Here is a 22514-nt window from a genome sequence, read left to right on the forward strand (position 1 = left end):
GTTTGCCGATGCCGCCTGCGGAACAATTGCTCAACGCGCCCGAATTCACCGTCTCCGAGCTCTCGCTGTCCCTAAAACGGACGGTCGAGGACGCCTTTGGCCATGTCCGGGTCCGCGGCGAGATCTCCGGCTTCCGCGGACCGCATTCCTCCGGCCATTGCTATTTTGCGCTCAAGGACGACAGCGCCAAGATCGAGGCGGTGATCTGGAAGGGCGTGCATAGCCGGATGCGCTTCAAGCCCCAGGAGGGGCTCGAGGTGATCGCCACCGGTAAGCTCACCACCTATCCCGGCTCCTCGAAATACCAGATCGTGATCGAGGCGCTGGAGCCGGCCGGCATCGGCGCGCTGATGGCGCTGATGGAGGAGCGCAAGAAGAAGCTTGCCGCCGAAGGCCTGTTCGACCAGGCGCGCAAGCAGCTCTTGCCCTGGCTGCCGGAGGTGATCGGCGTCGTCACCTCGCCGACCGGCGCTGTCATCCGCGACATCCTGCATCGGCTGGAGGACCGCTTTCCCCGTCGCGTCTTGGTGTGGCCGGTCAAGGTGCAGGGCGAAGGCTCGGCCGAGCAGGTCGCAGCCGCGATCCGCGGCTTCAACGCGCTGCCCGAAGGCGGCATGATTCCGCGGCCCGATGTGTTGATCGTCGCGCGCGGCGGCGGCTCGCTGGAGGATCTCTGGTCGTTCAACGAGGAGATCGTGGTTCGGGCAGCTAGCGACAGCATGATCCCGCTGATCTCGGCGGTCGGGCACGAGACCGACATCACGCTGATCGATTTCGTCGCCGATAAGCGCGCGCCGACGCCGACGGCGGCGGCCGAGATGGCGGTGCCGGTGCGCAGCGACCTCTTCGTCGAGGTCGCCGATCTCGGACGGCGCACCCGCGCCTGCTGGCAGCGCGGCCAAGAAAGCCGGCGCAACGAGTTGCGCGCGGCCGCGCGCGCGCTGCCGGCGGCCGGCGACTTGCTGGCGATCCCGCGGCAGCGGCTGGATTCGGCGGGGGCCTCCCTGCCCCGCTGCCTCAAGGCCAACACGCATGCGCATTTCCGCCGGTTTACGGCGGCGAGTGCCAAGCTGACGCTACGGGTACTGCACGGCCAGATCGCGCAGGCCGATCACCGCCTCACCGTGTGCGGCGAGCGGCTCGGCCTGTCCGCGCGCTCGCTGCTGCGGCGGCGGCGCGACCGCTTTGCCGGGCTCGAGGTTCGCTTGCGCGCCTCGAAGCTTTCCAACGCACAGGCACAGCGCAACGCGATTCTCCGCCAGCGCGAGCACACGCATCGGCTCGCCGAGCGCGCGCAACGCGCGCTTGTCACGCTGCTGCAACGGCTCGATGCGCGTGTCGAGAACAGCGGCAAGCTGCTATCCGCGCTGTCCTATCGCAGCGTGCTCGCGCGCGGCTTTGCATTGGTGCGCGATGAAGCCGGCCACCCCCTGCATGCGGCCGACAGCGTCGGGCCGAATGCACGGCTCGAGATCGAGTTTGCCGACGGTCGTGTGGCCGCGACTGCGGATGCGGACCGCCCGGCACCGACGGCGAAGCGTGCGCCCTCACAACCAAAGCCGGCCGCGCAAGACGCAAAACCCGCGCCGAAGCGCGTGGCCAAGCCGGTGGATCAGGGCAGCTTGTTCTAGGCGCGAGGGCAGCACTCCGGCCGGAGTCATTTCCCGCGAATGCGGGGAATCCAGTACGCCGCGGCTTCTCGGTGAACCACAGACGTCTCGGCGTACTGGATCGCCCGGTCAAGCCGGGCGATGACAGCGCGTGTGTGGCGGCGAGTGTGGCCACAACTTCGTCATTGCGAGGAGCCTTTGCGACGAAGCAATCCAGAATCTTTCCGCAGAGGGACTCTGGATTGCTTCCGCCTTCGCTAAAGCTTCGGCGGACAAGTCGCTGCGCTCGCAATGACGACTGTGGCGACAGTCCGCCTTACCTACAGGACAATCCCGCGTCGATCGTGGTCCAGAAGCCGCAATGTTCCGGCGCCAGCTGTGGTGCGCCGGCGTGGGCTTCAAACAGGAAGATCGCGACGGTGAAGACGATCACGGCGGAGGAGAGCAGGACGATACGGCTGCGCATATGAAATGCGTTTAATCGACATCGTGGTCGAATGATGGCGTCGCGACATGCTGAAACCGGCGCCACGCGCGATCCGTAGATTCCCGGTCGGCCATCATGGTCCGTGCAGGGCGGTGGTCGATGCGGGGCTGTTCGCCTGACGTTGTTCCTCGGCCAGCCCCGCTTCCGCCTTCGCTCTACCGAGCTACGGCGGGACAAGTCCGGGCTACGAACTACGGCACCATCCTCACCGCGCCAGCCATTCCGCGACGTCCTTCTGCGACTCCGCACGCGCCTGCGCATCGGTGCCGAGATGGCCATGCTCGGGCGCGGCCACGTCGGTGCCGCCGGCAGCTGCGTGCAGCGGCGTGTTGGCGCGGTCGAAATCATGATAGGCGCCGGGATAGACCACGATGCGCGCGAGCGCGCTGCGGCCGCGCGCGCCGTCCACCATCTGGCGGCAGGCCGGCGGCGATGACACGTCGTCATCGGCGCCGATCAGCACCAGGGTCGGCACCCGGGTGCTCCAGCCGAGGCCGGCGGAGATCCGGCAATCGGGATAGAAGGCGACCGCGGCGCGAAAATCCGGGCCCAAATCGCGCGCCGCGCTCTGCGGCCGCACGGCCCACAGCAGTGCGCTGGCGCCGTTGGCCCAGCCGATCAGGCTGACGCGGTCGCGCGCCACCCAGCTCTGCTTCATCAGCCAGGCGCGTGACGCCGCAATGTCGGTGACGCGTTCGCGCCGCGCCTTGACGTGCATCTCCTTGACGCGACATTGCGGCCCGAGCTCGCGCGAGCCGTAGCTGTCAGGCAGCAGCACCGCATTGCCGGCCCTAAGCAGCCGCTCGGCCCAGTCGCGATAACGCGGCAGGACGGAATCGGAATGGCCACTGAGCCCGCCGCAGCCATGCAGCGCGATCACGGCCGGAAACGGCCCCTCGCCCTCGGGCTTGTAGAGCTGCGCATGCAGGACGCCCGACGACAGCGGGATGTCGACCTGCTGCGGCACAGGCGCAGCGTGCGCGGCCGACATCAGGAGCGTCAGGAACAAGGCGGTCACTCGAAGGCGCATCGGACTCGGCGTCAAGACCCTTCGTCCAAGCACTACCACGCGGAAACGGCGCCAAAACATCACAAACCAGTGGGTTTACCGGGCGGACAAGCCACCCTATCTATGCTACATCCAGCCCGACACATCGTGCCCTCCAAGGATTTTCCACGGAGAGGCCTTCCACGGAGACTTTCGACCGTGCTGAACAAGTTCGGCCCCTCGGGCCACGGCGAAGCGCAGGTGCAATATCTCGACGGCGACTTCCGCGTGATCTCGCCGGGGACCTATGTGCGCTGCGCGATCACCGACACGCGCATCCCGCTCGACGAATTGAAATACTGGAGCGTGGATCTGCAGGAAGCCTACGCCACGCCTGCCGCCGTGCTCCAGCGGCATTTCCCTGGCGCGCCGAAGCCGCAGGGATAAGGCCGCGCCCGCGCGGCTATTGTTGCTCGGTGCCATCCGCGCCCACGCAGGTCTTGATGAAAGTCTTGCGGGCCTCGCCGACGATCTTCTGATCGATCGCCTGCTTGAGGCAATCGAACCGCGCCTGCGCCATGCAGAGCTGCAGCTGGTCGCGTTTATCCTGTCCCTTCAGGTTTTGCGTCGTGGCGAGGCACGTGACGCGCTTGGTCGCGGGAACCGGCACCGCACTTGTCGGATTTGCCGGAGCGGCCGCAGGCGGCGGCGAGGGGGTCTGAGCAAGGGCGGGCAAAACCGGCAGACAGGTGAGGCTGACGGCAATGATCGCGGACCGCAGTTTCATCGAATTCTCCTGATCGGAGCTATATCGATAGGAGCGCGGCCATGAATGCCGGCTGAATGTCAGCTGATGTTTAAAATTGTCTCGTTTCCGTTGGGGCCGGTTTAAGTCGGTCTGCAGCACATTGCCACGGGAAAAAGTGGCAAGCGGGCAGGACGCACATGGACACCCGGAGACTTTGCAGCCGTTCGTTCGATGCACCATTGGGCCCAGAGCGACATGTCCGTCGGCGCGAGCGGGCGGTTAGCCTGCTTGAACGATTCGCCCGCGATCAGTCGGGCAGCTATGTGATCATTTCGGCGCTGCTGATGCCGGTCCTGGTCGGCACAGCAGGGCTCGGCACGGAAGTGGGCTGGTGGTACTACAAACACAAGAACATGCAGAGCGCGGCTGACTCTGGCGCGGTCAGCGCTGCAACAGCGGCGAGTGCAGGGACCGACCCCTCGTCCGAAGCCAAAGCGGTTACGGCAAACTACGGTTACGCGAACGGGGCGAACAACGTCACGGTCGCGGTGAACCAGCCGCCGAAGACAGGCAATCATGCATCGAATTCGCAGGCCATCGAAGTCATCGTGAGTCAACCGCAACAGCGGCTGCTATCAGCCTTGTTCGGCTCGGATCCTGTCCTCATAACCGCACGCTCTGTCGCCCTGCCCAATTCCGGGACAGGCTGCGTACTTGCGCTCAACTCGAGCGCAAGTCCCGCCGTCAACGTCAGCGGCGGCAACCAGCTCAACTTGATCAAGTGCAACCTTTACAGCAACTCGAGTGCAAGCCCCTCGCTCAACGTTGCCGGCAGCGCCACGGTCGCTGCAAATCAGGTCGGAGTGGTTGGCGACGTCTCCGGCGCGAGCAGCATCACGGCGACCAACGGTGTCAAGACGCACATATCGCCCGTCGCCGACCCCTACGCCAACGTCTCTCCCCCCGCGAAGCCGAGTTGCACCAACGGCAAGATAGTGGTCAACTCCAATGGAAAGACAACATCGCTCGACCCCGGCTGCTACACGGGCAGCATCACGGTCAATGCCGGCGCAGTCCTGAACCTCAATCCAGGCATCTATTATCTGGACGGGGCAAGCTTGAGCGTCGCTGGAAACGCCACCATCACGGGCAGCGGCGTAACCCTTGTGTTTACCGGCTCGGGAAGCAACTGGGGCACCGCTTCAATCGGCAGCAACGCGACCGTCGACCTGACGGCGCCGACCAGCGGCGCCACAAAAGGCATCGTCATGTACGGCGATCGCAATATGCCGGCCGGGACTGCTTTCAATCTCACCGGCGGCAGCACACAAAACTTCGGCGGTGCCATCTACCTGCCAAAGGCCAATCTCAGCTTCAGTGGCGGCAACGGCACGAGCACATCCTGCACCAAAATCATCGCGGATACGCTGACGTTCAGCGGCACGTCGAACCTCCAGGTCAATTGTACCGCGCTCGGCACCGCGACGATAGGTTCGCAAACCGCGCAGCTCATCGAATGAGGTTTGGACCAATGCAAATCCAGAACTTCTCATCCAAGCACTGCCGTCGATTACTTCATTCTCTAACGGGGCACGTGCGCGCCGCTATCGGCGACAAACGCGGCGTCGCGGCCGCCGAATTCGGCATCTTGATCCCGATACTGTCTCTGATGGTCGTGTCGGTGACAGACATCGGGCTTGCACTCTATCGCAAGATGCAGGTCGAAAATGCCGCACAAGCGGGAGCGCAATATGCAATTGCGCGCGGCTTTGACACGAGCGGCATTTCGAACGCCGTAACGAGCGCCACCAACGCCACGGACATCACTGCTTCGCCTGCGCCGGTCCAATTTTGCGGATGCCCAACGAGCGCGGGAGTTAGCACTGTCACTTGCGGGACGACCTGCACCGGCGGTGCGCAGGCTGGAACATATACGACGGTCTCGGCGCGAGCGACCTACTATACGCTCATCGATTACCAGATCGTGGCGGCCACATATACTTATAGTGCGCAGTCCACTGCGAGGCTGCAGTGAAACTCACGGCATTGTGGCACGACAATCGGGGCGCGTCGGCGCTGGAATTTGCGCTAACCGCTCCCGCGTTCTTCCTGTTCATATTTGGGATCATCGAATGCGGGCTGCTGTTCTGGACTCAGCTGGGGATCCAGCATGGGAGCGAAATGGCGGCGCGTTGCGCAACCGTCAACACCACGCTCTGCCCAAGCAGCAGCGCCATAACGAGCTACGCTGCCCAGCAGGCGTTCGGCCTCACGCTCCCTGCGGACACATTCACCTTTTCCACGTCAGCATGCGGCAATGAGGTAAGCGCGAGTTATGCATTTACGTTTCCGGAGATTCTCAATCTCGCCCCGGTGACGCTGACCGCCCGGGCATGCTTTCCGAGTTGAGGTCGTGGGTGGATCGCCTTGCCGCCCCTACGGAATCATCGTGCGCTGAACCGCCGTTCCCGCGCCTTGTGCGCGGCTCGCCCTCCCGCAATCGTTCCGATCCGACGTTGCATCGAACGGTGCTTGCACTCCGTAGTTTGTCATTTCGCGCTGTAGTTGGATTCTTTGTTGCAGATCGGCGCTCTTAAGTTGTTTGACGAAGTCTTGGTGAAACAAAGGGCTGCTATATTGCGTGTTAGGTAATTAGCCCTGCTCTTTTTATCGCGCAGACAATCAAGTCAGCCAAACGGCGATCGAGCTTTGGAATTGGCGCAGTCTGTGAACGGGCTCATATCGAAGAGCCATCTGGCGGGCTACGATCACCTCGAAAATTCGCGGTGGAATATCTGTAAATCAGGGTCAAACGATGGGGGTGAATCATGCCCACCATATTCGACATGCTCTATCGTGAATATTGTCGCGCCCGCCTCGCTGAAATGCGGAAACAGCTTCTGATCTCAGCCCAACGCTCTGAAGCTCACGAAGCGCACTATCCGCCCGCGGATCGGGGTGACGATGAGAGGACGGACGCGCAGCGCAAGACCGATTGCGGCATGCCGAATTGAAGCGGCTCCAGGACTACGATCTCTCCCGCGTAGCGATGACCGAGCAAATTGCAGCTTGGGAGGTAGCGATGAATACACCCGAATGCTATACTGTGATGGTAGCCTGCGCCTCATGCCTGACCATTATCGGATTGATCGCCATCGGGGCGTGGTGAGCGTGACTGAATGCTGCACCGCGATCCAGGCTGTTGCCGATGCCGCTGGCAAGCAAGTTCGGTCGGCGTATGGCGCCGGACGCGGCACGCGCCGCATCTCATTGTCAGTCAATGGACGCCGAAAGGCCCTTCTCGGCTTGCAGATTTGATTGTTGCTGTGACGAGCGTTGCCGCCGCTTGGTGCTGCGGCGGCTTCGCTTCAGATCCGGATGTCAGCTTCCAGGCGGGGTATACGAAGAACGCAGCTTTGCCGCGTTCTGGCGGACCTGCTTGATCTCTTCCTGCGTGAACAGTCGAGTCAGTTTCACATTCTGCAGGGTGCCCAACGCGACGGTCAGGCCGGAAATGGCGGGAGCCGCACTCGGGTCAGGCACGTCGAAAATCACCAAAACGCCGGGGCCGTCGGTTGCAACGCTGTACATCGAGATCAGCCTTCCGCCGGCCGCTTCGATGAGTTTTCGAGCCGCTTCCTGGCGATCGGTCGTGGGGTTTTCCAAAATGGCCGTGAGAGAGCGTTGTGTGTATTGTCCGGTGAGGCAAAAATGCATGGCATGTTCTCCTCTGTGACTCTTGGAAATAACTTTCGCTGCCGCCCCGAACTCGTCGTTGCGGACGTCGCATCTGAAATGATGAAGATAGTGCCCGCCGTGGGCATAAACGCCGCCGATGATTGCCGGGAGTTCGGCACGTCCCGGTGACGGCTCTCATGAAAGGCTACATCAAGTCCCAAACGTGCGGAAGAGAATTCGTCGACCGTTACACTTCGCTTTTGGGGCTACGGCAGAGACGCTTGCCTAACGCACGAAATCAACGCGCGCTGAAGCGCCACTCGCGCGCCTTGTACAGATGATCGCTGATCAACTGCCGCAGCTTTGCCGGATCGTCGAACTCAAGCTGGACGGCGAACGGCACGATGTTATCAGGCACGCCCGCGCGGCCGCGCAAACGCGCGAGATCCTTCTCCGTGGTCACCAGCGTGAGCTGCTCGCGCCGGGCCTCAGCCGCAAGTGCGGCGAGCTCGTTCTCCGAGAACATGTGGTGATCGGCGAAGGAACGCGCGCGCGCGACGTCGACGCCGCTGGCGCGCAAGCTGCGGAAGAAGCGCTCGGGATCGCCGATGCCGGCGAAGGCGAAAACCCGCTTGCCAAGGAGCTGCGCGAGCAAGGCCGCATCCGCCTTCAGCCGCGCGCGCAGCTCCGGCTTGTCGCGCTTGGCAAGCTCGGCCGCGACATCGTTCGCGGCACGGCCGTCGCCGATCAGGACCAGCGCATCGGTGCGCGCGAGCTGTGCCTGCAGTGGCGCGCGCAAGGGACCGGCGGGAAACACCATGCTGTTGCCGAGGCCACGCTCGCTGTCGATCACGATCAGCGAGGCGTCCTTGAGCAGGCTCGGGTTCTGGAAGCCGTCGTCCATCAGGATCACGGTAGCGCCTTGCGACTTCGCCAGCGCGACGCCGTCGAGGCGATCGCGCGCGACCACGACAGGGACCTCGCGCGCCATCATCAGCGGCTCGTCGCCGACGTCGGCAGCGGTGTGGCGCATCCGGTCGACCATCACCGGCCCCTTCAGGCTTCCGCCATAGCCGCGGCTGAGCACCACCGGGGTTTCACCGAGCTCGCGCAGGAGCTTGGTCAGCGCCAGCACGGTCGGCGTCTTGCCGGCACCGCCGACATGGTAGTTGCCGACGCAGATCACGGGAATGCCGGCGTCAAAGCCCTGGCGCGCCATGCGGCGCGCCGTAATCGCGCCGTAGAGCGCGCCCAGAGGACTAAGGACATACGACTGCGGGGAACGTGGCCGGTACCAGAAGGCCGGCTCACGCATTGGCGGCCCCCATCTCGATCCGCAGCTGCAACAGATAGGGCTCAAGCGCAGTCATGGTGCGATCGAGCGCGCCGCCGAGCTGCTCGACCACGCCTGAGCCCGCGCGCTGCATCTTGTCGCGCATGGTCGGATCAGCCAGCAATTGGCCGAGCTGCTTGACCAGCGCCTCTTGCGTGTCGGCCTGGCGCGCACCGCCGCTGTTGTCGAGCGCCTCGTAGACGTCAGTAAAGTTGAAGACGTGCGGGCCGTGGACGATGGCGGCACCGAGCTTGATCGCCTCGATCGGATTCTGGCCGCCGTGATGGATCAGCGATCCGCCCATGAAGACGATCGGCGAAAGGCGATAGAACAGGCCGAGCTCGCCCATGGTGTCGGCAACATAGACGTCGGTCGTCGCCGTCGGCAGTTCCTCGCGCGAGCGCAATGCCGGCTTCAGGCCCGAGGCCGTGATCTGGGCCGCGATCGAGGGGCCGCGATCCGGATGGCGCGGCACGATCACGGTCAAGAGCTGCGGGAAGAAACCGGCGAGGCTGCGATGTGCCGCGATCAGCATCTCGTCCTCGCCCGGATGGGTCGAGGCCGCGACGATGATGGGACGCCCGCGCGTCATGGCCATCAGCCGTTCGAGCCTGGCGGGATCGGCCGGCGGCGCCGGCACGTCGAGCTTGAGATTGCCCGTCGTGAGGACGTCGCGGCCGCCGAGCGCGGCAAAACGCTCAGCATCCGTCTGCGATTGTGCAAGACAAATGTCGAAGCGCGACAGCAGCGCCGAGATGGTGCCATGCATGCGCCGCCAGCGCGGGAAGGAGCGCGACGACATCCGCCCGTTGATCAGCACCATCGGCACCCGGCGCGCCGCGCCGGCGAGGATCAGGTTCGGCCACAGGTCGGATTCGATGAACAGCGCCAGCGATGGCCTCCAATGGTCGAGGAAGCGCGCGACATAGCGCGGGGAATCATACGGCACGTATTGATGAATGACGTCGGGCGGGAAGCGCTTCGCCACCACGGCCGCCGAGGTGACGGTGCCGGAAGTGAGCAGGATGCGCAGATTGAGATCGCGCAGTCGCTCGACCAGCGCCGCCGCGGCCAGAACCTCGCCGACGCTGGCGCCGTGGATCCAGACCAGCGGGCCATGTGGCCGCACGTCCCGCGACAAGCCCCGCCGCTCGCCGACGCGCGCGGGATCCTCCTTGCCCTGCTTCAATCGCCGCTTGATCAGCGCGGGCGCGAGCGGCACCAGGCCGGAGGCCAGCCGGCGATACATTCGCAGCGTCATCGGCAGCGGGTCAGACATCTTCCGGTCCCGGGCGGCCGAGTTGCGCATAGGCGCGGCGGGTCGCCTCGTTCAACGTCTCCTCCAACTCCAGCCGCAGCGCTTCCATGGTGGCTGCGTCGGCATCCGGCGGAACGTGGATCTCCTTGATGCCGACCAATGCGCCGCGCCCGAATGGCAAATTGATGGTGGTGCGGTCCCAGTTCTTGAGCCGGATGAAGCGGCTGGTCGCCATTGCGAAAGGCATGATCGGCCGCCCCGATTCCCGTGCCAGCATGATGATGCCGAGCCCGGCCACGCGCGAGCGTTTGGGGACATCGGCGGTCAGTGCGACATTACAGCCGTCCTGGAGCGTCCGCACCATTTCCTTGAAGGCGCCGACCCCGCCCTTGCGGTGGAAGGCACCGCCGTGATCGCCAGAACCGCGGATGGTACCGATGCCGAGCCGCTCGGCGGCGATGGCATTGAACTCGCCGTCGCGATGACGGGAGATCAGCACCTTGGCCCGGTACCAATCCTTGTTCTTGATGAAGGGGGTGAGGAAATGCTGGCCGTGCCAGAAGGCGAAGATCGCCGGGATCTGCGGCTCGACGAGGTCATAGACGTCAGCCGGATCGAACGTGAACTTGTTGGTCCACCAGACCAGACGCAGATATTCGGCCGCCAGGACCCCGACGGCACGCTGAAACCAGCTGCTTCGCAGCGTATTGCGAAGCAGTTTTTTCAACGCGCCGGTTCTTGATTGGGGTCGAGCAGCCGGTGGAGATGGACGATGAAATAGCGCATCTGCGCGTTGTCGACCGTGCTCTGCGCCTTGGCCCGCCAAGCCGCGTGCGCGGTGGCATAGTTCGGATAGATGCCGACGATGTCGACGTCGTCGAGGTTCTTGAAGGTGTTGTGCTCGAGATCGACGAGCTCGCCACCGATGACGAGGTGAAGCAGTTGTTGCGGGGCACTATCTGGCATGGGTTCTCTTCCTAACGGGCTGCCCGGCAAAGCAGTGTTCGACAAGCACGACGAAAGCGCTTTAGGCTAAGGGACGGTTTCGAAAAAGCGCGACAATGCCCGCATGACGATCGCGTCCCGCTGCCACCAGCACCCCGTGCGCCACTTCCCGGCGGTTATAGAGGATGGGTTCTCCGGAGAGGTCACTCATCTTACCATCCGCTTCCTGCACGATCAAATCGGCCGCCGCAAGATCCCAATCATGGCTATTGCCGCCCGCAAAAGCCGCATCCAGCGCGCCGTGGGCGACCCGGCACAGACGCAGCGCGAGCGAGCCGATTCGCGGATGCAGCTTGATTTCGCCAAGCGAGGGCTTCAGCCGTTCGACCAGCGGCTTCGGGCCGGCGACACGGGCGAAGTCGAGCTCGGACCCGGACGTCGTCCGCACCGGCTCGCCGTTGAGCGTCGTGCCCTCGCCGCGGACCGCGAAGAAGAACTCATCGCGCGACGGCGCGAACACCGCGGCAAGCACCGGCGAGGCGTCCTCGACCAGCGCGACACTGACGCACCAATCGTCATGGCCGCCCAGATAATTGCGCGTGCCGTCGATGGGATCGACGATCCAGGTCAGCCGCCGCGACAGCCGTGCCGCATCGTCGGCGCTCTCCTCGGACAGCCAGCCATAATCGGGCCTCGCAGCACGCAAGCGCGCTTCGAGCAGATCGTTGACCGCGATATCGGCTTCGGACACCGGCGAGGATACGCCCTTGATCCACTTCTTCAGCTCGGTGCGGAACATCGATTGCGCCAGCGCGCCCGCGTCTCGCACCGCGTCCTTCAGCAGCGCCGCGTCGCGTACAAGGATATTGTCGTCTATGAGAGCAGGGTTATTGGGTGAGGCCATTTGGTTCAATGAGGCCGCGTTTGGGAATCACCTCTCTCCATCGGGGAGAGGTCGATTTGCGCAGCAAATCGGGTGCGGGGGTTCAGGTCCCACGAGAGAGGGTAACCCCTCACCCGGATCGCATCTTGCGATGCGATCCGACCTCTCCCTACGGGAGAGGTAAGCGCGCCTGCATCTGCCCGATCAGCGTCCGCCAAGCGTCAAACCCTCGATGCGCACCGTCGGCGCATTGATGCCGTAGCGGAACTCGAGATTGTTCGCCGGCTGCATCGACTTGAAGATCTCGAAGAGATGGCCGGCGATCGTCACCTCGCTGACGGGATAGGTGATCTCGCCGTTCTCGATCCAGAAGCCGGAGGCGCCGCGGCTGTAATCGCCGGTGACGCCGTTGACGCCGGAGCCGATCAGGTCGGTGACGTAGAAGCCTTGGCTGATGTCGGCGATCAGCTCGGCCGGTGTCGGCGTTCCGGCTTCGAGATGCAGGTTGTACGGCCCGGGCGAGGGCGAGGAGGAGACGCCGCGATGGGCGTGGCCGGTGGTGGTGAGGCCGAGCTCGCGCGCGGTGGCGCAGTCGAGCAGCCAAGTCGTCAGCACGCCCTCGTCGACGAGCGCGATCTTCTTCACCGCGACGCCTTCGGCGTCAAACGTCTGCGAGCGCAGGCCGCGCTTGCGCAGGGGATCGTCGACGATGCGGATGTTCTTGGCGAACAGCTGCTGGCCGAGCTTGTCCTTCAAAAAGCTGGTCTTGCGCGCGATCGAGGCGCCATTGATGGCGCCGACGAGATGGCCGACGAGGGAGCCCGCAACGCGCGGATCGAACACGACGGGCACCTTGCAGGTCTCGACCTTGCGCGGATTGTAGCGCGCCACAGTGCGCTCGCCGGCGGAACGGCCGACGGTTTCCGGCGACAGCAGATCGGCGCCGTGCGGCGCCGAAGTGAAGTCGTAGTCGCGCTCCATGCTGGTGCCTTCGCCCGATATGGCGGTCGCGGAGATGCCCTGGCTGGAGCGTAAGTAAGAGCCGTGGAAGCCGGTAGAGGTGACGAGCACCATGCCGCCGATGCCGGCGGAAGCCGAGGCGCCGCCGGATTTGGTCACGCCCTTGACGCCGAGCGCGGCAGCTTCGGCCGCAAGCGCGCGGCGCTCGAGCTCTGATGTCGTGGGCACGTCGGAATCGAGCAGGTCGAGATCGGGGAAGTCGCGCGCGAGCAGCGCGGGATCGGCGAGGCCGACATATTTGTCGTCGGGCGCAACACGCGCCATCGCCACCGCGCGCTCGGCGAGCTTGGTCACGGCATCGCCACTGACGTCGTTGGTCGAGACCACCGCCTGGCGCTGTCCGACCAGAACGCGCAGGCCGACATCGTCGCCTTCGGACCGCTCGGATTCCTCGACACGGCCGTCGCGCACCTCGACGCCCTGCGAGACGCCGCGCACTGCGACCGCATCGGCCGCATCGGCGCCGGCGCGCTTGGCCGCCTCGACCAGTCGCTGCGCGAGATCGGAGAGCGCGGACTGATCGAACAGGTCGCGATTGGCTGAGGTCGAAAGCGTCGAGCTTGCGGATGGTGAAGAGTTCACGAACGAAATCCTGTTGGGGCGGGGGTTCGGGACTGGAACCCACAGATGTGCCCTGATAGCGCGGACTTCAAGCATTTTCAGCCCGCCAAAAGCTCAGATTCGCGACTTCGGCGCAACGTCTCGTCAATCATGCGCGCCAAGGTCTTGTCAATCATGAGCAGCAGTGACGGTGGGTTAACCAGCCTTTTTAAGCGGTTTGGGAAAGGCGCGCGCTAAGGTCCTCGCATCGACCGGGAACATAATCCCGGCGGGGAGAACTAAAGCCGTGAGGCGTCAAACAGCAACATGCGGGGTCGCTCCCGCCGGGTCGAGCCGCTCCTTGCGGCTCGACCCTCTTTCCCTACCGGTTCGCTTCGATGCGCACGATCCGCGCGCCGACGGACATGTCAGGCAGATCGAGCTCCATCGCGAGCGTGTGGTGCTGCGCCGTGCCGTTCGCGGCATGCAAATGGCGATCAACGTCCGCGTCAGCGACTTCACGGGCGTCGCGCTCCGCGGCAACGACGAGGCGCAAGCCCTTATCCTCGTGCATCGCGATCCCTCGCTCTCCGTTCCGCTGCTGGTCGGCGCCGATGGCGACGAGCTCACTGAAGCCTGGGCGATCTGGAGCGAGATCTTTGCGCTGCCGCAGCTCGACGAAGGCGCCCGCAAGCCCGCATCACGACGCCGCCGCGCCAATGCGATCCGCGCCCGCCGCCCGAAATTTTTGATGCGCCGGCGCATCGGCATCGCACGCGAGCTCACCGTTCATCAGGGCGAGCGCGAGATCATCGCGCGGAATTAAAGGTGCCGTAGGGTTGGCAAAGCGAAAGCGTGCCCACCTCTTCTATCCCAGTCTCGGAAACATGGTGGGCACGGCGCAAGGGCGCCTTTGCCCACCCTAGCTACGCCACCCGCATCACCGCGTCCGCGAGCAGTCCCGCGAACAGCAGCGCCCCCGCATACTTGTTCGACTTGAACAGGCGCAGGCAGAGCTCGGGATCGTTGATCCTTAATCGCACGATCTGCCACGCCAGATGGACGGCGAAGGCCGTAAGCCCGAGCCAGGCCGGCCAGCGCGCATCGCCGGAGGCCAGCGCGACGCCGATCAGCATCACCGCGAGCCCGTAGAACAGGATCAGCGCCTGATGCGTGTGCGCGCCGAACAGGCGCGCGGTGGACTTGATGCCGATCAGCGCGTCGTCCTCGGCGTCCTGATGCGCGTAGATAGTGTCATAGCCGATCACCCAGGAGATCGCGCCGGCATAGAGCACGAGCGCGGTGACGTCGATGCGTCCGAAGGTGACGGCAAATCCCATCAGGGCGCCCCAGGAGAAAGCCAGCCCGAGCACGATCTGCGGCCACCAGGTAATGCGCTTCATGAAGGGATAGATCGCGACGATCAAGAGCGAGGCGATGCCGGTCAGGACCGCGAAGCGGTTGAACTGCAGCAGCACGAGGAGACCGATCAGCGCCTGTGCGACCATGAACACCAGCGCCTGCTTCGTGGTCACCTGCCCTGACGGCAGCGGCCGCGAGCGGGTGCGCTCGACCTTGTCATCGAGGTCGCGGTCGGTGATATCGTTCCAGGTGCAGCCGGCTCCGCGCATCACGAAGGCGCCGACGAAGAACAGGATGATGGTGAGCGGCAGATCGCGGACTTCGTGCGCGATGCCGGCAGCGAGCGCCGCCGACCACCAGCACGGCATCAACAGCAGCCAGGAGCCAATCGGACGGTCGAAGCGGGACAAGCGCAAATAAGGCCGCGCCCATTGCGGCGCGAGCGTATCGACCCAGTTGCCAGTGGAATCGGCAACGCGGGCGGATGTATCGCTCATCGGGTCAGGACGTTGCCGTTGAGCGTATCGAAGGTGCTGCCGCCCTTCTTGCCGGCATTGGCTTCAGGCGCCGAGCCCGAACCCAGCACCTCGCTCAGCGATGGGCCGGCCGGGCGCGCCTGCTGCTGTTGCATCTGCTGCGCGACCGTGCAGACCTTCTTCTGCATGGTCTCGGTGTTCTTGTGGCCGGTCTTCATCTGCTCGCCGATCTGCGGCGGGATTCCGCATTTGGCGGCGTGGGACTCGATGTATTTGATCATTTTCAGCTCAGCCTGGCTGAAGTTGCCGATCAGCTTGCAGGCCTCGTCCGGCGGCGCGTGACGGTCGCTCGCGGCCTTGATCAGCTTGCCGCGCTTCTCGGCTTCCTCGCGGAGCGGAATGAACGCTTTCATACAGTCCTCGCCGGGACCGCCTTGCGTCGGCGGGGCCGCACTGAAGGCGCCGGCGCCGCCGATCGGCGCAGCGCCGTTCACGGGAAAGGACGATTGCGGCGCGGTGCCGACGGACGCGACGGGCGCCGAACCGTTCACGGGCGGAAACGCGGAACTGGTCGCGGCCTGATTGGGCAGCGGCGCCGGGAACGCGCTTTGCGCATAAGCGCCCGCGGCGCCCATAGTGACCATGGCGGCAGTGATCGGAACCATCAAATGACGGATCATCAAGATAGTCTCTCCGGCAGGAGCTTACGGGTTTCGGCGCCTTCCCAATTGAAGCGCAACCAGCGTGTTCGCGTTTTTACGATTCCCGCCAGCGCTTAACAACCCGTGGAATAGGGCAAGAGCGCGGCGCTGGGACGCACCGGTTTGGCAATATTTACCCCCGAAATGGCGGCTTTCGGTTAAGAACGGCAATAAATCGGACCCTTGAACGATGCCTTCCCACGATTTTCGCGCCCCCCGCCTGTTCGTCGACGCTCCCCTGGCCCAGGACGCCAGGGTCCCGCTCGACCGCGACCAGAGCAACTATCTCGGCAATGTGCTGCGGCTTGCCGCCGGGGCCGAGGTCCTGGCCTTCAACGGCAGCGACGGCGAGTGGCAAGCTGCCATCGAGGGCCGCAAGCGGCCGGACGGCCTCGTCATCCTCCAGCAGACCCGGCCCCAGGACCGGCTACCCGACCTCGCCTACGTTTTCGCCCCGCTCAAGCATGCCCGGCTCGACTACATGGTCCAGAAGGCCATCGAGATGGGCGCCGCCACGCTTCAGCCGGTCCTGACCCGGTTCACCCAGGCCTCCCGGGTCAACACCGAGCGGATGCGCGCCAACGTCGTCGAAGCGGCCGAGCAATGCGGCATCCTCAGCATCGCCGCGGTGGCCGAGCCGGTGCCGCTGGAGCGGTACCTCAGCCAGCGCGCCGCGGGCCGCCTGCTGATCTTCTGCGACGAGGCGGCGGAGGTCGAAAACCCCGTTCAGAACCTGCAAAGCGCGCGCGAGGCCGGCCAAGGCATCGACGTGCTGATCGGCCCCGAAGGCGGCTTTGCCGACGAGGAGCGGGCGCTGCTGCTGCGGCAGCCGAAGATCCTGCGGCTGGCGCTCGGCCCCCGGATCATGCGGGCCGACACCGCCGCGGTGGCGGCGCTGGCGCTGGTGCAGGCGGTGCTGGGCGATTGGGGCGGCAAGACCGGCTAGCTTCCGTCGGCCTGACGATGAACGATGAATTGCCCGGCCGTTAAGCGATTGATCCTTTGGAGGTCGAAACCGCTTTCGGGCCATGCTAAGGGCTGCGCCAAATCCCGTTTCCCCCTTTGCCTGCCCGGTTCCACCGGATCGATGGACCCCTGTTATGACCGCGACTGCCACCTCAAATGCTGCCGGCTCCGCCGCCTGGGCGGATACGCTGCTCTTGTCGTTCGCGCAGGCCGGCTATGTCAGGGCCGAGCCCGCCATCCTGCAACCGGCCGAGCCGTTCCTGGACCTCTCGGGCGAAGACATCCGCAAGAGCCTGTACCTGACCACGGATCTCACGGGCGAGGAGCTCTGCCTGCGCCCGGACCTGACCATTCCAGTGGCGCGCGATTACCTCGCCTCTGCCCGCGCCGGCCAGGCGGCCGGGTTCAGCTATCTCGGCCCGGTGTTCCGCTACCGCAGCGGCCAGGCCAGCGAATTCCTGCAAGCCGGCATCGAATCGTTCGGCCGCCAGGACCGCGCCGCGGCCGATGCCGAGATGCTGGCGCTGGCGCTGGAGGCGACCGCCGCCTTCGGGGTCGGCGATGTCGAGATCCGCACCGGCGACGTCGCGTTGTTCAACGCCCTGCTCGATGCGCTCGATCTCTATCCGGTCTGGCGCCGCCGCCTGGTCAAGGATTTCAACCGCAAGATCAGCCTGGAGCAGGATCTGGAGCGGCTGGCGGCGGCGGCCACCGCGACCCGCAGCGAATATGAGGGCGTGCTCGCCGCGCTTGCCGGCTCCGATCGCAAGGCAGCGCTCGCCTTCGTCACCGATTTGATGTCGATCGCCGGCACCACCAATGTCGGCGGCCGCACTACGGCCGAGATCGCCGACCGTTTCCTCGAGCAATCGACGCTGAAGGGTGGCGCGCTGCCGCGCGAGGCGATCACCGTGCTCAAACGCTTCCTGTCGATCGCAGGCAATCCCGACGATGCCATCGCAGAGCTGCGCGCACTGACCGCCGATGCCAAGCTCGATCTCACGGCTGCGATCGACCAGCTCGAGAGCCGGGTCGGCTTCATGGCGGCGCGCGGCATCGACGTGAAGCTGACGCGCTTCTCGACCGCGTTCGGACGCGGGCTCGACTATTACACCGGCTTCGAGTTCGAATTGCATCACAGGGGTAATGGCGCCGAGCCGCTGGTCGCCGGCGGCCGCTATGACGGGCTGATGACCCAGCTCGGCTCAGCGCGGCCGATCCCCGCGGTCGGCTTCTCGGTCTGGGTGGATGCGCTGACCAAGATCGGCCGCAAGGTGGGAGCTTAAGTCATGAGCGCGCCATTCGTTCTGGCCGTTCCCTCCAAGGGTCGCCTGCAGGAAAACACCGAAGCCTTCTTCGCCCGCGCCGGGCTCAAGCTGTCGAAGGCCGGCGGCGCCCGCGACTATCGCGGCACCATCGCGGGCCTCGACAATGTCGAGGTCGCCTATCTCTCGGCGAGCGAGATCGCCTCGCAACTCTCCCGCGGTTTCGCGCATCTCGGCGTCACCGGCGAAGACCTGGTGCGTGAGAACATCGCGGATGCCGACAAGCGCGTGTCGCTGATCGAGGGGCTTGGCTTCGGCTATGCCGATGTCGTCGTTGCGGTGCCGCAGGCCTGGATCGACGTCCGCACCATGGCCGACCTCGACGACGTCACCACCGGCTTTCGCGAGCAGCATCACATGCGGATGCGGGTCGCGACCAAGTTCATCAATCTGACCCGCGCCTTCTTCCAGAGCCACGGCATCACCGACTACCGCACCGTCGAAAGCGCCGGCGCGACCGAAGGCGCGCCCGCGGCCGGCAGCGCCGAGCTGATCGTCGACATCACCACGACCGGTGCGACGCTCGCCGCCAATGGCTTGCGGGTGCTCGACGACGGCGTGATCCTGCGCAGCCAGGCCAATCTGGTCGCCTCGAAGGAGGCCGACTGGTCGCCGCAGGCGCGCGAGACCGCGCGCGTCATCCTCGATCACATTGCGGCGCGGGCGCGGGCCAACAAATACCGCGAGGTCCGCACCCGCTTCCGGCAGTGCGACGCCGCCCTGCTCGGCGAGGCCCACAGCCGGTTCGGCGTGGAGGCCCCGTTTGGCGGACCGACCTCGTCAGGCATGCTGACGCTGCACTGCCCCCCAGGGCAGCTCTATGCGCTGGCGAGCTTCCTGCGCGAGCATGGCGCCGAGACCGTCTCGGTGGTTTCGCTCGACTACGTGTTCGACCGGGAGAACCCGCTGTTCGCCAAGCTCGAAGCGTTCCTGGGGCGGTGAGCCCTAGCTTTGTTCAGCGTAGCGACAGCAAACGGCTGCTACCATATGCGGTTGAGAAGACCTAAACGCCTCTGGAACCTTGATCGATGACGCTGGGCTCTGACGTTTCCGGCATGACAACCACAGCGGCCAGCGCCGCCGCCAAGGGGCTGTCGATTGTCGTCCCCGTCTATAACGAGGCGGCGGGCCTCGCCGCCCTGCATCAGCGGATTTGCGAGCTCGCGAAGTCCTTGCGGCAGCGCTATCGGCTTGCTTGCGAGGTCGTCTATGTCGACGACGGCAGCGCGGATGCGACGCTGTCGATCGCCCGCAGCCTGCCGGCCGACGCGATCGGCGTCCAGGTGGTCTCGCTGTCGCGCAATTTCGGCAAGGAGGCGGCGCTGATGGCCGGCCTCGACCATGCCCGGCTCGGCGCCGTCATGTTCATGGACGGCGACGGCCAGCATCCGCCGGCCCTGGTCGAGCAGCTGGTGCAGCACTGGATCGAAGACGGCTACGACGTCGTCTATACCGCCAAGGCGCATCGCGACAACGAGCCCTTCCTGCGGCGGCTCGCCGTGCACGGCTTCTACGCGCTGATCAATTGGGGCGCGCGGCAAAAGATTCCCGAGGACGCCGGTGACTTCCGCCTGCTCTCACCGCGCGCGGTCGCAGCGCTGAGGCAGCTGCCGGAGCGCAACCGTTTCTTCAAGGGACTGGCCAGCTGGATCGGCTTCCGCCAGATCCGTGTCGACTACGAACCGGCGCCGCGCGCCCATGGCGTCACCACCTTCAACGCCGCTCGCCTGCTCGGCCTGTCGATCGAGGGCCTGACCTCGTTCTCGGTGGCACCGCTGCGCTTCGCCAGCCTGCTCGGCGCGGCTCTTGCCGGTATCGCCTTCCTGTTCGGCCTCTCCATCCTCTGGGAGGTCTTCACGACCGGCAAGCAGGTGCCCGGCTATCCCTCGCTCGTGGTCGGCCTGATGACCATCGGCGGCGTGCAGCTCATCATGATCGGCATCGTCGGCGAATATATCGGCAAGATTCTCTCCGAGCTGAAGGCGCGCCCGATCTACTTCGTCGCCGAGCACAGCGAGAAGCATTTTGAGGCCGACAACGCCGACGACGCTTCGAAAAGGACGGCCGCCGAATGAGTGCTGCCGCGGGCCTGCGGCGGATTTGGCTCTGCGCCGACGATTACGGCATCAGCCCGGGCGTCAACCGCGCCATCCGCGACCTGATCGAACGCGGCCGCCTCAACGCCACGTCGGTGATGATGGTGGGACCGGCGATCCAGCGCAGCGAGATCGAGGCGCTGGACGCGGCAGCCAAATCGAGCCCGCGCTGCACCATCGGCTTGCACGTGACGCTGTCGGCGCCGTTCCGGCCGCTCACCATGCATTTCCGCCCTCTCGACGGCGACATGTTCCTGGCCTTTCCGAAGCTGCTGCGCGCCGGACTGATGCGGCGGCTCGACCGCGAATTCTTTCGCAATGAGGTGAAGGCGCAGCTCGCAGCGTTCACCGAAGCATTCGGGCGTGCGCCCGACTTCGTCGACGGTCACCAGCATGTGCAGCTCTATCCGCAGGTGCGCGACGGCTTCATCGATGCCGTTAGCGAGACCGCACCGAACGCCTGGGTACGCCAGTGCGGACGCAACCTGCCGCTGGCGCAGCGGCTGGCCTCACTGAAGGCCATGGTGCTCGATATCCTCAGCGCGCAATTCCGCCGCCGCGCCGGCGCGGCCGGTCTCAGCTTCAATCGCGGCTTCGCCGGCGCTTACGACTTCACGCGGGCAGCCGATTTCGGCGCATTGATGCGGCAGTTCCTGGAAGGCCTCCCCGAGGGCGGTCTCGTGATGTGCCATCCCGGTTTCGTCGATGACGTCCTTGTCGGTCTCGACCCGATGACGGATGTGCGCGAACGCGAGCACGCGTATTTCGCCGGCGACGCGTTCCCACGTCTGCTGGCGGACAGCGGCGTCACGCTGGGATAAAATCGCCGAAAACCGCCTTGCCGGGCAGCTTGTCTGCATACGGAAATTTAATCCGGCCGGCACTGTTGGGGCCATAATGGAACCCTACATCTCCTGCGCGCTTGGTTTTGCGCAGAGGAGACAGATCATGACGCCGCAGGAACGCCAGCTCGTCGACGAGCTTTTCGACCGGCTTACCAAACTGGAAAATGCACCGCGCGATCCCGACGCAACCGCCGCGATCTCCGACGGCTTGCGCAAGGCACCCGGTGCAATCTACGCGCTGGTGCAGACCGTGCTGTTGCAGGACGAAGCGCTCAAGCGCGCCCACGCCCGTATCCAGGAGCTGGAAGCGGGGCAGGCGCCCGAGCAGGCGCAGTCCGGCGGCTTCCTGGATTCCATGCGCGAGACGTTGTTCGGCGGAAGTCCGTCGCGGGGTTCGGTTCCGAACGTGCCGCCGCGTGACTCGCGGCCGGTCTGGAATAGCGGCCAGGCCATGCAGCAGACCCAGCCGGGCTACGGCCAGCCGCCTTACGGTCAGGCCTACGGCCAGGGTCCGGGTCAGGGTTATGGCGCGCCGCCGATCGGCGGTGGTGGCGGCTCGTTCCTCGGCACGGCGGCGGCGGCCGCGGCCGGCGTCGTCGGCGGCTCGCTGCTGCTCTCCAGCATCCGCGGCATGATGGGCGGACCGCATCAGCAGGCCTTTGGCGACACCAACGCCCTGGGCGACCGCAGCGCTGGTGGAAGTCCTTGGGGCGGCAGTGACCAGTCCGGCGGCTCGCTCGCGCGCGATGCGGGCCTCGACGATATCGGCTCGAACCGCCGCGACGACTCCCGCCAAGGCTTCTTCGATCAGGCGTCGAACGATCGGGACAACAACGACCAGAATTACAGCGACGATCACGACGACAACATGGACACCGGCGACGACGGCGATTTCGGCGGCGGCGACGATGGCGGCAGCGATTACGCGTGAGCAATTCACCCGCTAGATACGAAACGGCCGCCTCTAGGCGGCCGTTTTCTTTTAGGGCGTAGCTCAAGCGCCTCTTGTGCCACCGCGCGCAGAGAAGCCGTTCGATATAGTATGACTAATGCGCACGGTTGCTGGCTTACACTGAGCTGAAGGTTGCCGGACGCGCCCGAGTTCACCATGAAAAACGAAATCACATTCTGACGCGCGCGGCCGTAGACTCCCGGATTTCCAAATTCGGACATGGGTGTTCAACTGGAAGAACACGTTGCTCATGCCACACACGATGTGGCTGCCGCTCTTGGCAACAGTCGGGGTTTTAAAA

24 protein-coding genes are annotated in these 22514 nt (G+C 65.1%); 12 read left to right on the forward strand and 12 right to left on the reverse strand.

What is annotated here, in order from left to right:
• The first annotated feature begins 8 nt into the window (after nucleotides 1-8).
• On the forward strand, nucleotides 9-1631 hold the full coding sequence (gene xseA, locus BLV07_RS15145) for an exodeoxyribonuclease VII large subunit (RefSeq protein WP_176945559.1): 1623 nt from the start codon (nucleotides 9-11) through the stop codon (nucleotides 1629-1631).
• A gap of 295 nt (nucleotides 1632-1926) precedes the next feature.
• Here xseA and BLV07_RS15150 read toward each other — a convergent pair whose 3' ends face one another.
• Entirely contained in the window at nucleotides 1927-2076 is a 150-nt protein-coding gene (locus BLV07_RS15150) for a hypothetical protein (protein ID WP_176945549.1), read from the reverse strand.
• A gap of 226 nt (nucleotides 2077-2302) precedes the next feature.
• Nucleotides 2303-3127, reverse strand: coding sequence for a dienelactone hydrolase family protein (locus BLV07_RS15155; RefSeq protein ID WP_176945550.1), 825 nt, complete (start codon nucleotides 3125-3127; stop codon nucleotides 2303-2305).
• 177 nt (nucleotides 3128-3304) lie between these two features.
• On the opposite strand from BLV07_RS15155, the gene BLV07_RS15160 reads away from it, so the two are divergent.
• On the forward strand, nucleotides 3305-3532 hold the full coding sequence (locus tag BLV07_RS15160) for a DUF2093 domain-containing protein (RefSeq protein ID WP_091886894.1): 228 nt from the start codon (nucleotides 3305-3307) through the stop codon (nucleotides 3530-3532).
• A 16-nt stretch (nucleotides 3533-3548) separates the two neighbouring features.
• Here BLV07_RS15160 and BLV07_RS15165 read toward each other — a convergent pair whose 3' ends face one another.
• Nucleotides 3549-3872 carry a hypothetical protein gene (locus BLV07_RS15165; protein WP_091886897.1) on the reverse strand — a complete coding sequence of 108 codons (324 nt, stop codon included), beginning with the start codon at nucleotides 3870-3872 and terminating at the stop codon, nucleotides 3549-3551.
• A 158-nt stretch (nucleotides 3873-4030) separates the two neighbouring features.
• Here BLV07_RS15165 and BLV07_RS15170 point away from each other — a divergent pair, with 158 nt between their 5' ends.
• From BLV07_RS15170 to BLV07_RS15180, 3 genes are read left to right on the forward strand one after another with little or no spacing between them, the layout of a single operon-like run.
• Nucleotides 4031-5353 (forward strand): pilus assembly protein TadG-related protein, encoded by a 1323-nt coding sequence (locus BLV07_RS15170; RefSeq protein WP_091886900.1) that lies wholly within the window; start codon nucleotides 4031-4033, stop codon nucleotides 5351-5353.
• A gap of 11 nt (nucleotides 5354-5364) precedes the next feature.
• Nucleotides 5365-5868 carry a TadE/TadG family type IV pilus assembly protein gene (locus tag BLV07_RS15175; protein WP_244551118.1) on the forward strand — a complete coding sequence of 168 codons (504 nt, stop codon included), beginning with the start codon at nucleotides 5365-5367 and terminating at the stop codon, nucleotides 5866-5868.
• Nucleotides 5865-6242, forward strand: a complete 378-nt coding sequence (locus BLV07_RS15180; RefSeq protein WP_244551119.1) for a TadE/TadG family type IV pilus assembly protein — start codon at nucleotides 5865-5867, stop codon at nucleotides 6240-6242. Before BLV07_RS15175 ends, BLV07_RS15180 begins: the two co-directional genes overlap by 4 nt.
• 972 nt (nucleotides 6243-7214) lie before the next feature.
• Here the strand turns inward: BLV07_RS15180 and BLV07_RS15190 are convergent.
• The 7 genes from BLV07_RS15190 to BLV07_RS15220 form a co-directional block, all read right to left on the reverse strand.
• On the reverse strand, nucleotides 7215-7550 hold the full coding sequence (locus BLV07_RS15190) for a GYD domain-containing protein (protein WP_091886909.1): 336 nt from the start codon (nucleotides 7548-7550) through the stop codon (nucleotides 7215-7217).
• A gap of 259 nt (nucleotides 7551-7809) precedes the next feature.
• A complete protein-coding gene (gene lpxK, locus BLV07_RS15195; protein ID WP_091886912.1) occupies nucleotides 7810-8826 on the reverse strand; it encodes a tetraacyldisaccharide 4'-kinase in 1017 nt (338 codons plus the stop codon).
• Complete coding sequence (locus tag BLV07_RS15200) at nucleotides 8819-10153, reverse strand: 3-deoxy-D-manno-octulosonic acid transferase (protein WP_091886915.1); 1335 nt, start codon at nucleotides 10151-10153, stop codon at nucleotides 8819-8821. Before BLV07_RS15200 ends, lpxK begins: the two co-directional genes overlap by 8 nt.
• Nucleotides 10116-10829 carry a lysophospholipid acyltransferase family protein gene (locus tag BLV07_RS15205; RefSeq protein ID WP_091886918.1) on the reverse strand — a complete coding sequence of 238 codons (714 nt, stop codon included), beginning with the start codon at nucleotides 10827-10829 and terminating at the stop codon, nucleotides 10116-10118. The genes BLV07_RS15200 and BLV07_RS15205 overlap by 38 nt, the downstream gene beginning before the upstream one ends.
• A complete protein-coding gene (locus BLV07_RS15210) occupies nucleotides 10826-11068 on the reverse strand; it encodes a DUF4170 domain-containing protein (protein WP_091886920.1) in 243 nt (80 codons plus the stop codon). Before BLV07_RS15210 ends, BLV07_RS15205 begins: the two co-directional genes overlap by 4 nt.
• 61 nt (nucleotides 11069-11129) lie before the next feature.
• Entirely contained in the window at nucleotides 11130-11951 is an 822-nt protein-coding gene (locus BLV07_RS15215; protein WP_091886923.1) for a 3'(2'),5'-bisphosphate nucleotidase CysQ, read from the reverse strand.
• Nucleotides 11952-12134: 183 nt separating this feature from the next.
• Nucleotides 12135-13532 (reverse strand): TldD/PmbA family protein, encoded by a 1398-nt coding sequence (locus BLV07_RS15220; RefSeq protein WP_176945551.1) that lies wholly within the window; start codon nucleotides 13530-13532, stop codon nucleotides 12135-12137.
• 265 nt (nucleotides 13533-13797) lie between these two features.
• Between BLV07_RS15220 and BLV07_RS15225 the strand changes: the two genes are divergently transcribed.
• Entirely contained in the window at nucleotides 13798-14316 is a 519-nt protein-coding gene (locus BLV07_RS15225) for a DUF6101 family protein (RefSeq protein ID WP_091886929.1), read from the forward strand.
• 100 nt (nucleotides 14317-14416) lie between these two features.
• Here the strand turns inward: BLV07_RS15225 and ubiA are convergent, their stop codons facing one another.
• Both ubiA and BLV07_RS15235 read right to left on the reverse strand, forming a co-directional pair.
• Nucleotides 14417-15349: a 4-hydroxybenzoate octaprenyltransferase gene (gene ubiA, locus BLV07_RS15230; RefSeq protein ID WP_091886931.1), complete on the reverse strand. Its 933-nt coding sequence runs from the start codon at nucleotides 15347-15349 to the stop codon at nucleotides 14417-14419.
• Complete coding sequence (locus BLV07_RS15235; RefSeq protein ID WP_091886933.1) at nucleotides 15346-16008, reverse strand: hypothetical protein; 663 nt, start codon at nucleotides 16006-16008, stop codon at nucleotides 15346-15348. The genes ubiA and BLV07_RS15235 overlap by 4 nt, the downstream gene beginning before the upstream one ends.
• Nucleotides 16009-16219: 211 nt before the next feature.
• Here BLV07_RS15235 and BLV07_RS15240 point away from each other — a divergent pair, with 211 nt between their 5' ends.
• The 6 genes from BLV07_RS15240 to BLV07_RS15265 all read left to right on the forward strand — a co-directional run bounded on the left by BLV07_RS15240 (nucleotide 16220) and on the right by BLV07_RS15265 (nucleotide 22192).
• Nucleotides 16220-16975 carry a 16S rRNA (uracil(1498)-N(3))-methyltransferase gene (locus BLV07_RS15240; RefSeq protein WP_091886935.1) on the forward strand — a complete coding sequence of 252 codons (756 nt, stop codon included), beginning with the start codon at nucleotides 16220-16222 and terminating at the stop codon, nucleotides 16973-16975.
• Between the two features lie 154 nt (nucleotides 16976-17129).
• Entirely contained in the window at nucleotides 17130-18281 is a 1152-nt protein-coding gene (locus BLV07_RS15245) for an ATP phosphoribosyltransferase regulatory subunit (RefSeq protein ID WP_091886938.1), read from the forward strand.
• A 3-nt stretch (nucleotides 18282-18284) separates the two neighbouring features.
• On the forward strand, nucleotides 18285-19262 hold the full coding sequence (hisG, locus tag BLV07_RS15250; RefSeq protein ID WP_091886940.1) for an ATP phosphoribosyltransferase: 978 nt from the start codon (nucleotides 18285-18287) through the stop codon (nucleotides 19260-19262).
• Between the two features lie 86 nt (nucleotides 19263-19348).
• Nucleotides 19349-20395 carry a glycosyltransferase family 2 protein gene (locus tag BLV07_RS15255; RefSeq protein WP_091886941.1) on the forward strand — a complete coding sequence of 349 codons (1047 nt, stop codon included), beginning with the start codon at nucleotides 19349-19351 and terminating at the stop codon, nucleotides 20393-20395.
• Entirely contained in the window at nucleotides 20392-21237 is an 846-nt protein-coding gene (locus BLV07_RS15260; RefSeq protein WP_091886942.1) for a ChbG/HpnK family deacetylase, read from the forward strand. The genes BLV07_RS15255 and BLV07_RS15260 overlap by 4 nt, the downstream gene beginning before the upstream one ends.
• A gap of 127 nt (nucleotides 21238-21364) precedes the next feature.
• Nucleotides 21365-22192, forward strand: a complete 828-nt coding sequence (locus BLV07_RS15265; RefSeq protein ID WP_091887076.1) for a DUF2076 domain-containing protein — start codon at nucleotides 21365-21367, stop codon at nucleotides 22190-22192.
• Nucleotides 22193-22514 lie beyond the last annotated feature (322 nt).

This window comes from Bradyrhizobium sp. Rc2d (assembly GCF_900099855.1).
GTDB lineage: Bacteria > Pseudomonadota > Alphaproteobacteria > Rhizobiales > Xanthobacteraceae > Bradyrhizobium.

Bases quoted from the DNA above. Each gene is read 5' to 3' on its own strand.
- xseA (WP_176945559.1), top strand. From the start codon at position 9: ATGCCGCCTGCGGAACAATTGCTCAACGCGCCCGAATTCACCGTCTCC.
- BLV07_RS15150 (WP_176945549.1), bottom strand. From the start codon at position 2,076: ATGCGCAGCCGTATCGTCCTGCTCTCCTCCGCCGTGATCGTCTTCACC.
- BLV07_RS15155 (WP_176945550.1), bottom strand. From the start codon at position 3,127: ATGCGCCTTCGAGTGACCGCCTTGTTCCTGACGCTCCTGATGTCGGCC.
- BLV07_RS15165 (WP_091886897.1), bottom strand. From the start codon at position 3,872: ATGAAACTGCGGTCCGCGATCATTGCCGTCAGCCTCACCTGTCTGCCG.
- BLV07_RS15170 (WP_091886900.1), top strand. From the start codon at position 4,031: ATGGACACCCGGAGACTTTGCAGCCGTTCGTTCGATGCACCATTGGGC.
- BLV07_RS15175 (WP_244551118.1), top strand. From the start codon at position 5,365: ATGCAAATCCAGAACTTCTCATCCAAGCACTGCCGTCGATTACTTCAT.
- BLV07_RS15190 (WP_091886909.1), bottom strand. From the start codon at position 7,550: ATGCATTTTTGCCTCACCGGACAATACACACAACGCTCTCTCACGGCC.
- lpxK (WP_091886912.1), bottom strand. From the start codon at position 8,826: ATGCGTGAGCCGGCCTTCTGGTACCGGCCACGTTCCCCGCAGTCGTAT.
- BLV07_RS15200 (WP_091886915.1), bottom strand. From the start codon at position 10,153: ATGCGCAACTCGGCCGCCCGGGACCGGAAGATGTCTGACCCGCTGCCG.
- BLV07_RS15210 (WP_091886920.1), bottom strand. From the start codon at position 11,068: ATGCCAGATAGTGCCCCGCAACAACTGCTTCACCTCGTCATCGGTGGC.
- BLV07_RS15215 (WP_091886923.1), bottom strand. From the start codon at position 11,951: ATGGCCTCACCCAATAACCCTGCTCTCATAGACGACAATATCCTTGTA.
- ubiA (WP_091886931.1), bottom strand. From the start codon at position 15,349: ATGAGCGATACATCCGCCCGCGTTGCCGATTCCACTGGCAACTGGGTC.
- BLV07_RS15235 (WP_091886933.1), bottom strand. From the start codon at position 16,008: ATGATCCGTCATTTGATGGTTCCGATCACTGCCGCCATGGTCACTATG.
- BLV07_RS15240 (WP_091886935.1), top strand. From the start codon at position 16,220: ATGCCTTCCCACGATTTTCGCGCCCCCCGCCTGTTCGTCGACGCTCCC.
- BLV07_RS15245 (WP_091886938.1), top strand. From the start codon at position 17,130: ATGACCGCGACTGCCACCTCAAATGCTGCCGGCTCCGCCGCCTGGGCG.
- hisG (WP_091886940.1), top strand. From the start codon at position 18,285: ATGAGCGCGCCATTCGTTCTGGCCGTTCCCTCCAAGGGTCGCCTGCAG.
- BLV07_RS15255 (WP_091886941.1), top strand. From the start codon at position 19,349: ATGACGCTGGGCTCTGACGTTTCCGGCATGACAACCACAGCGGCCAGC.
- BLV07_RS15260 (WP_091886942.1), top strand. From the start codon at position 20,392: ATGAGTGCTGCCGCGGGCCTGCGGCGGATTTGGCTCTGCGCCGACGAT.
- BLV07_RS15265 (WP_091887076.1), top strand. From the start codon at position 21,365: ATGACGCCGCAGGAACGCCAGCTCGTCGACGAGCTTTTCGACCGGCTT.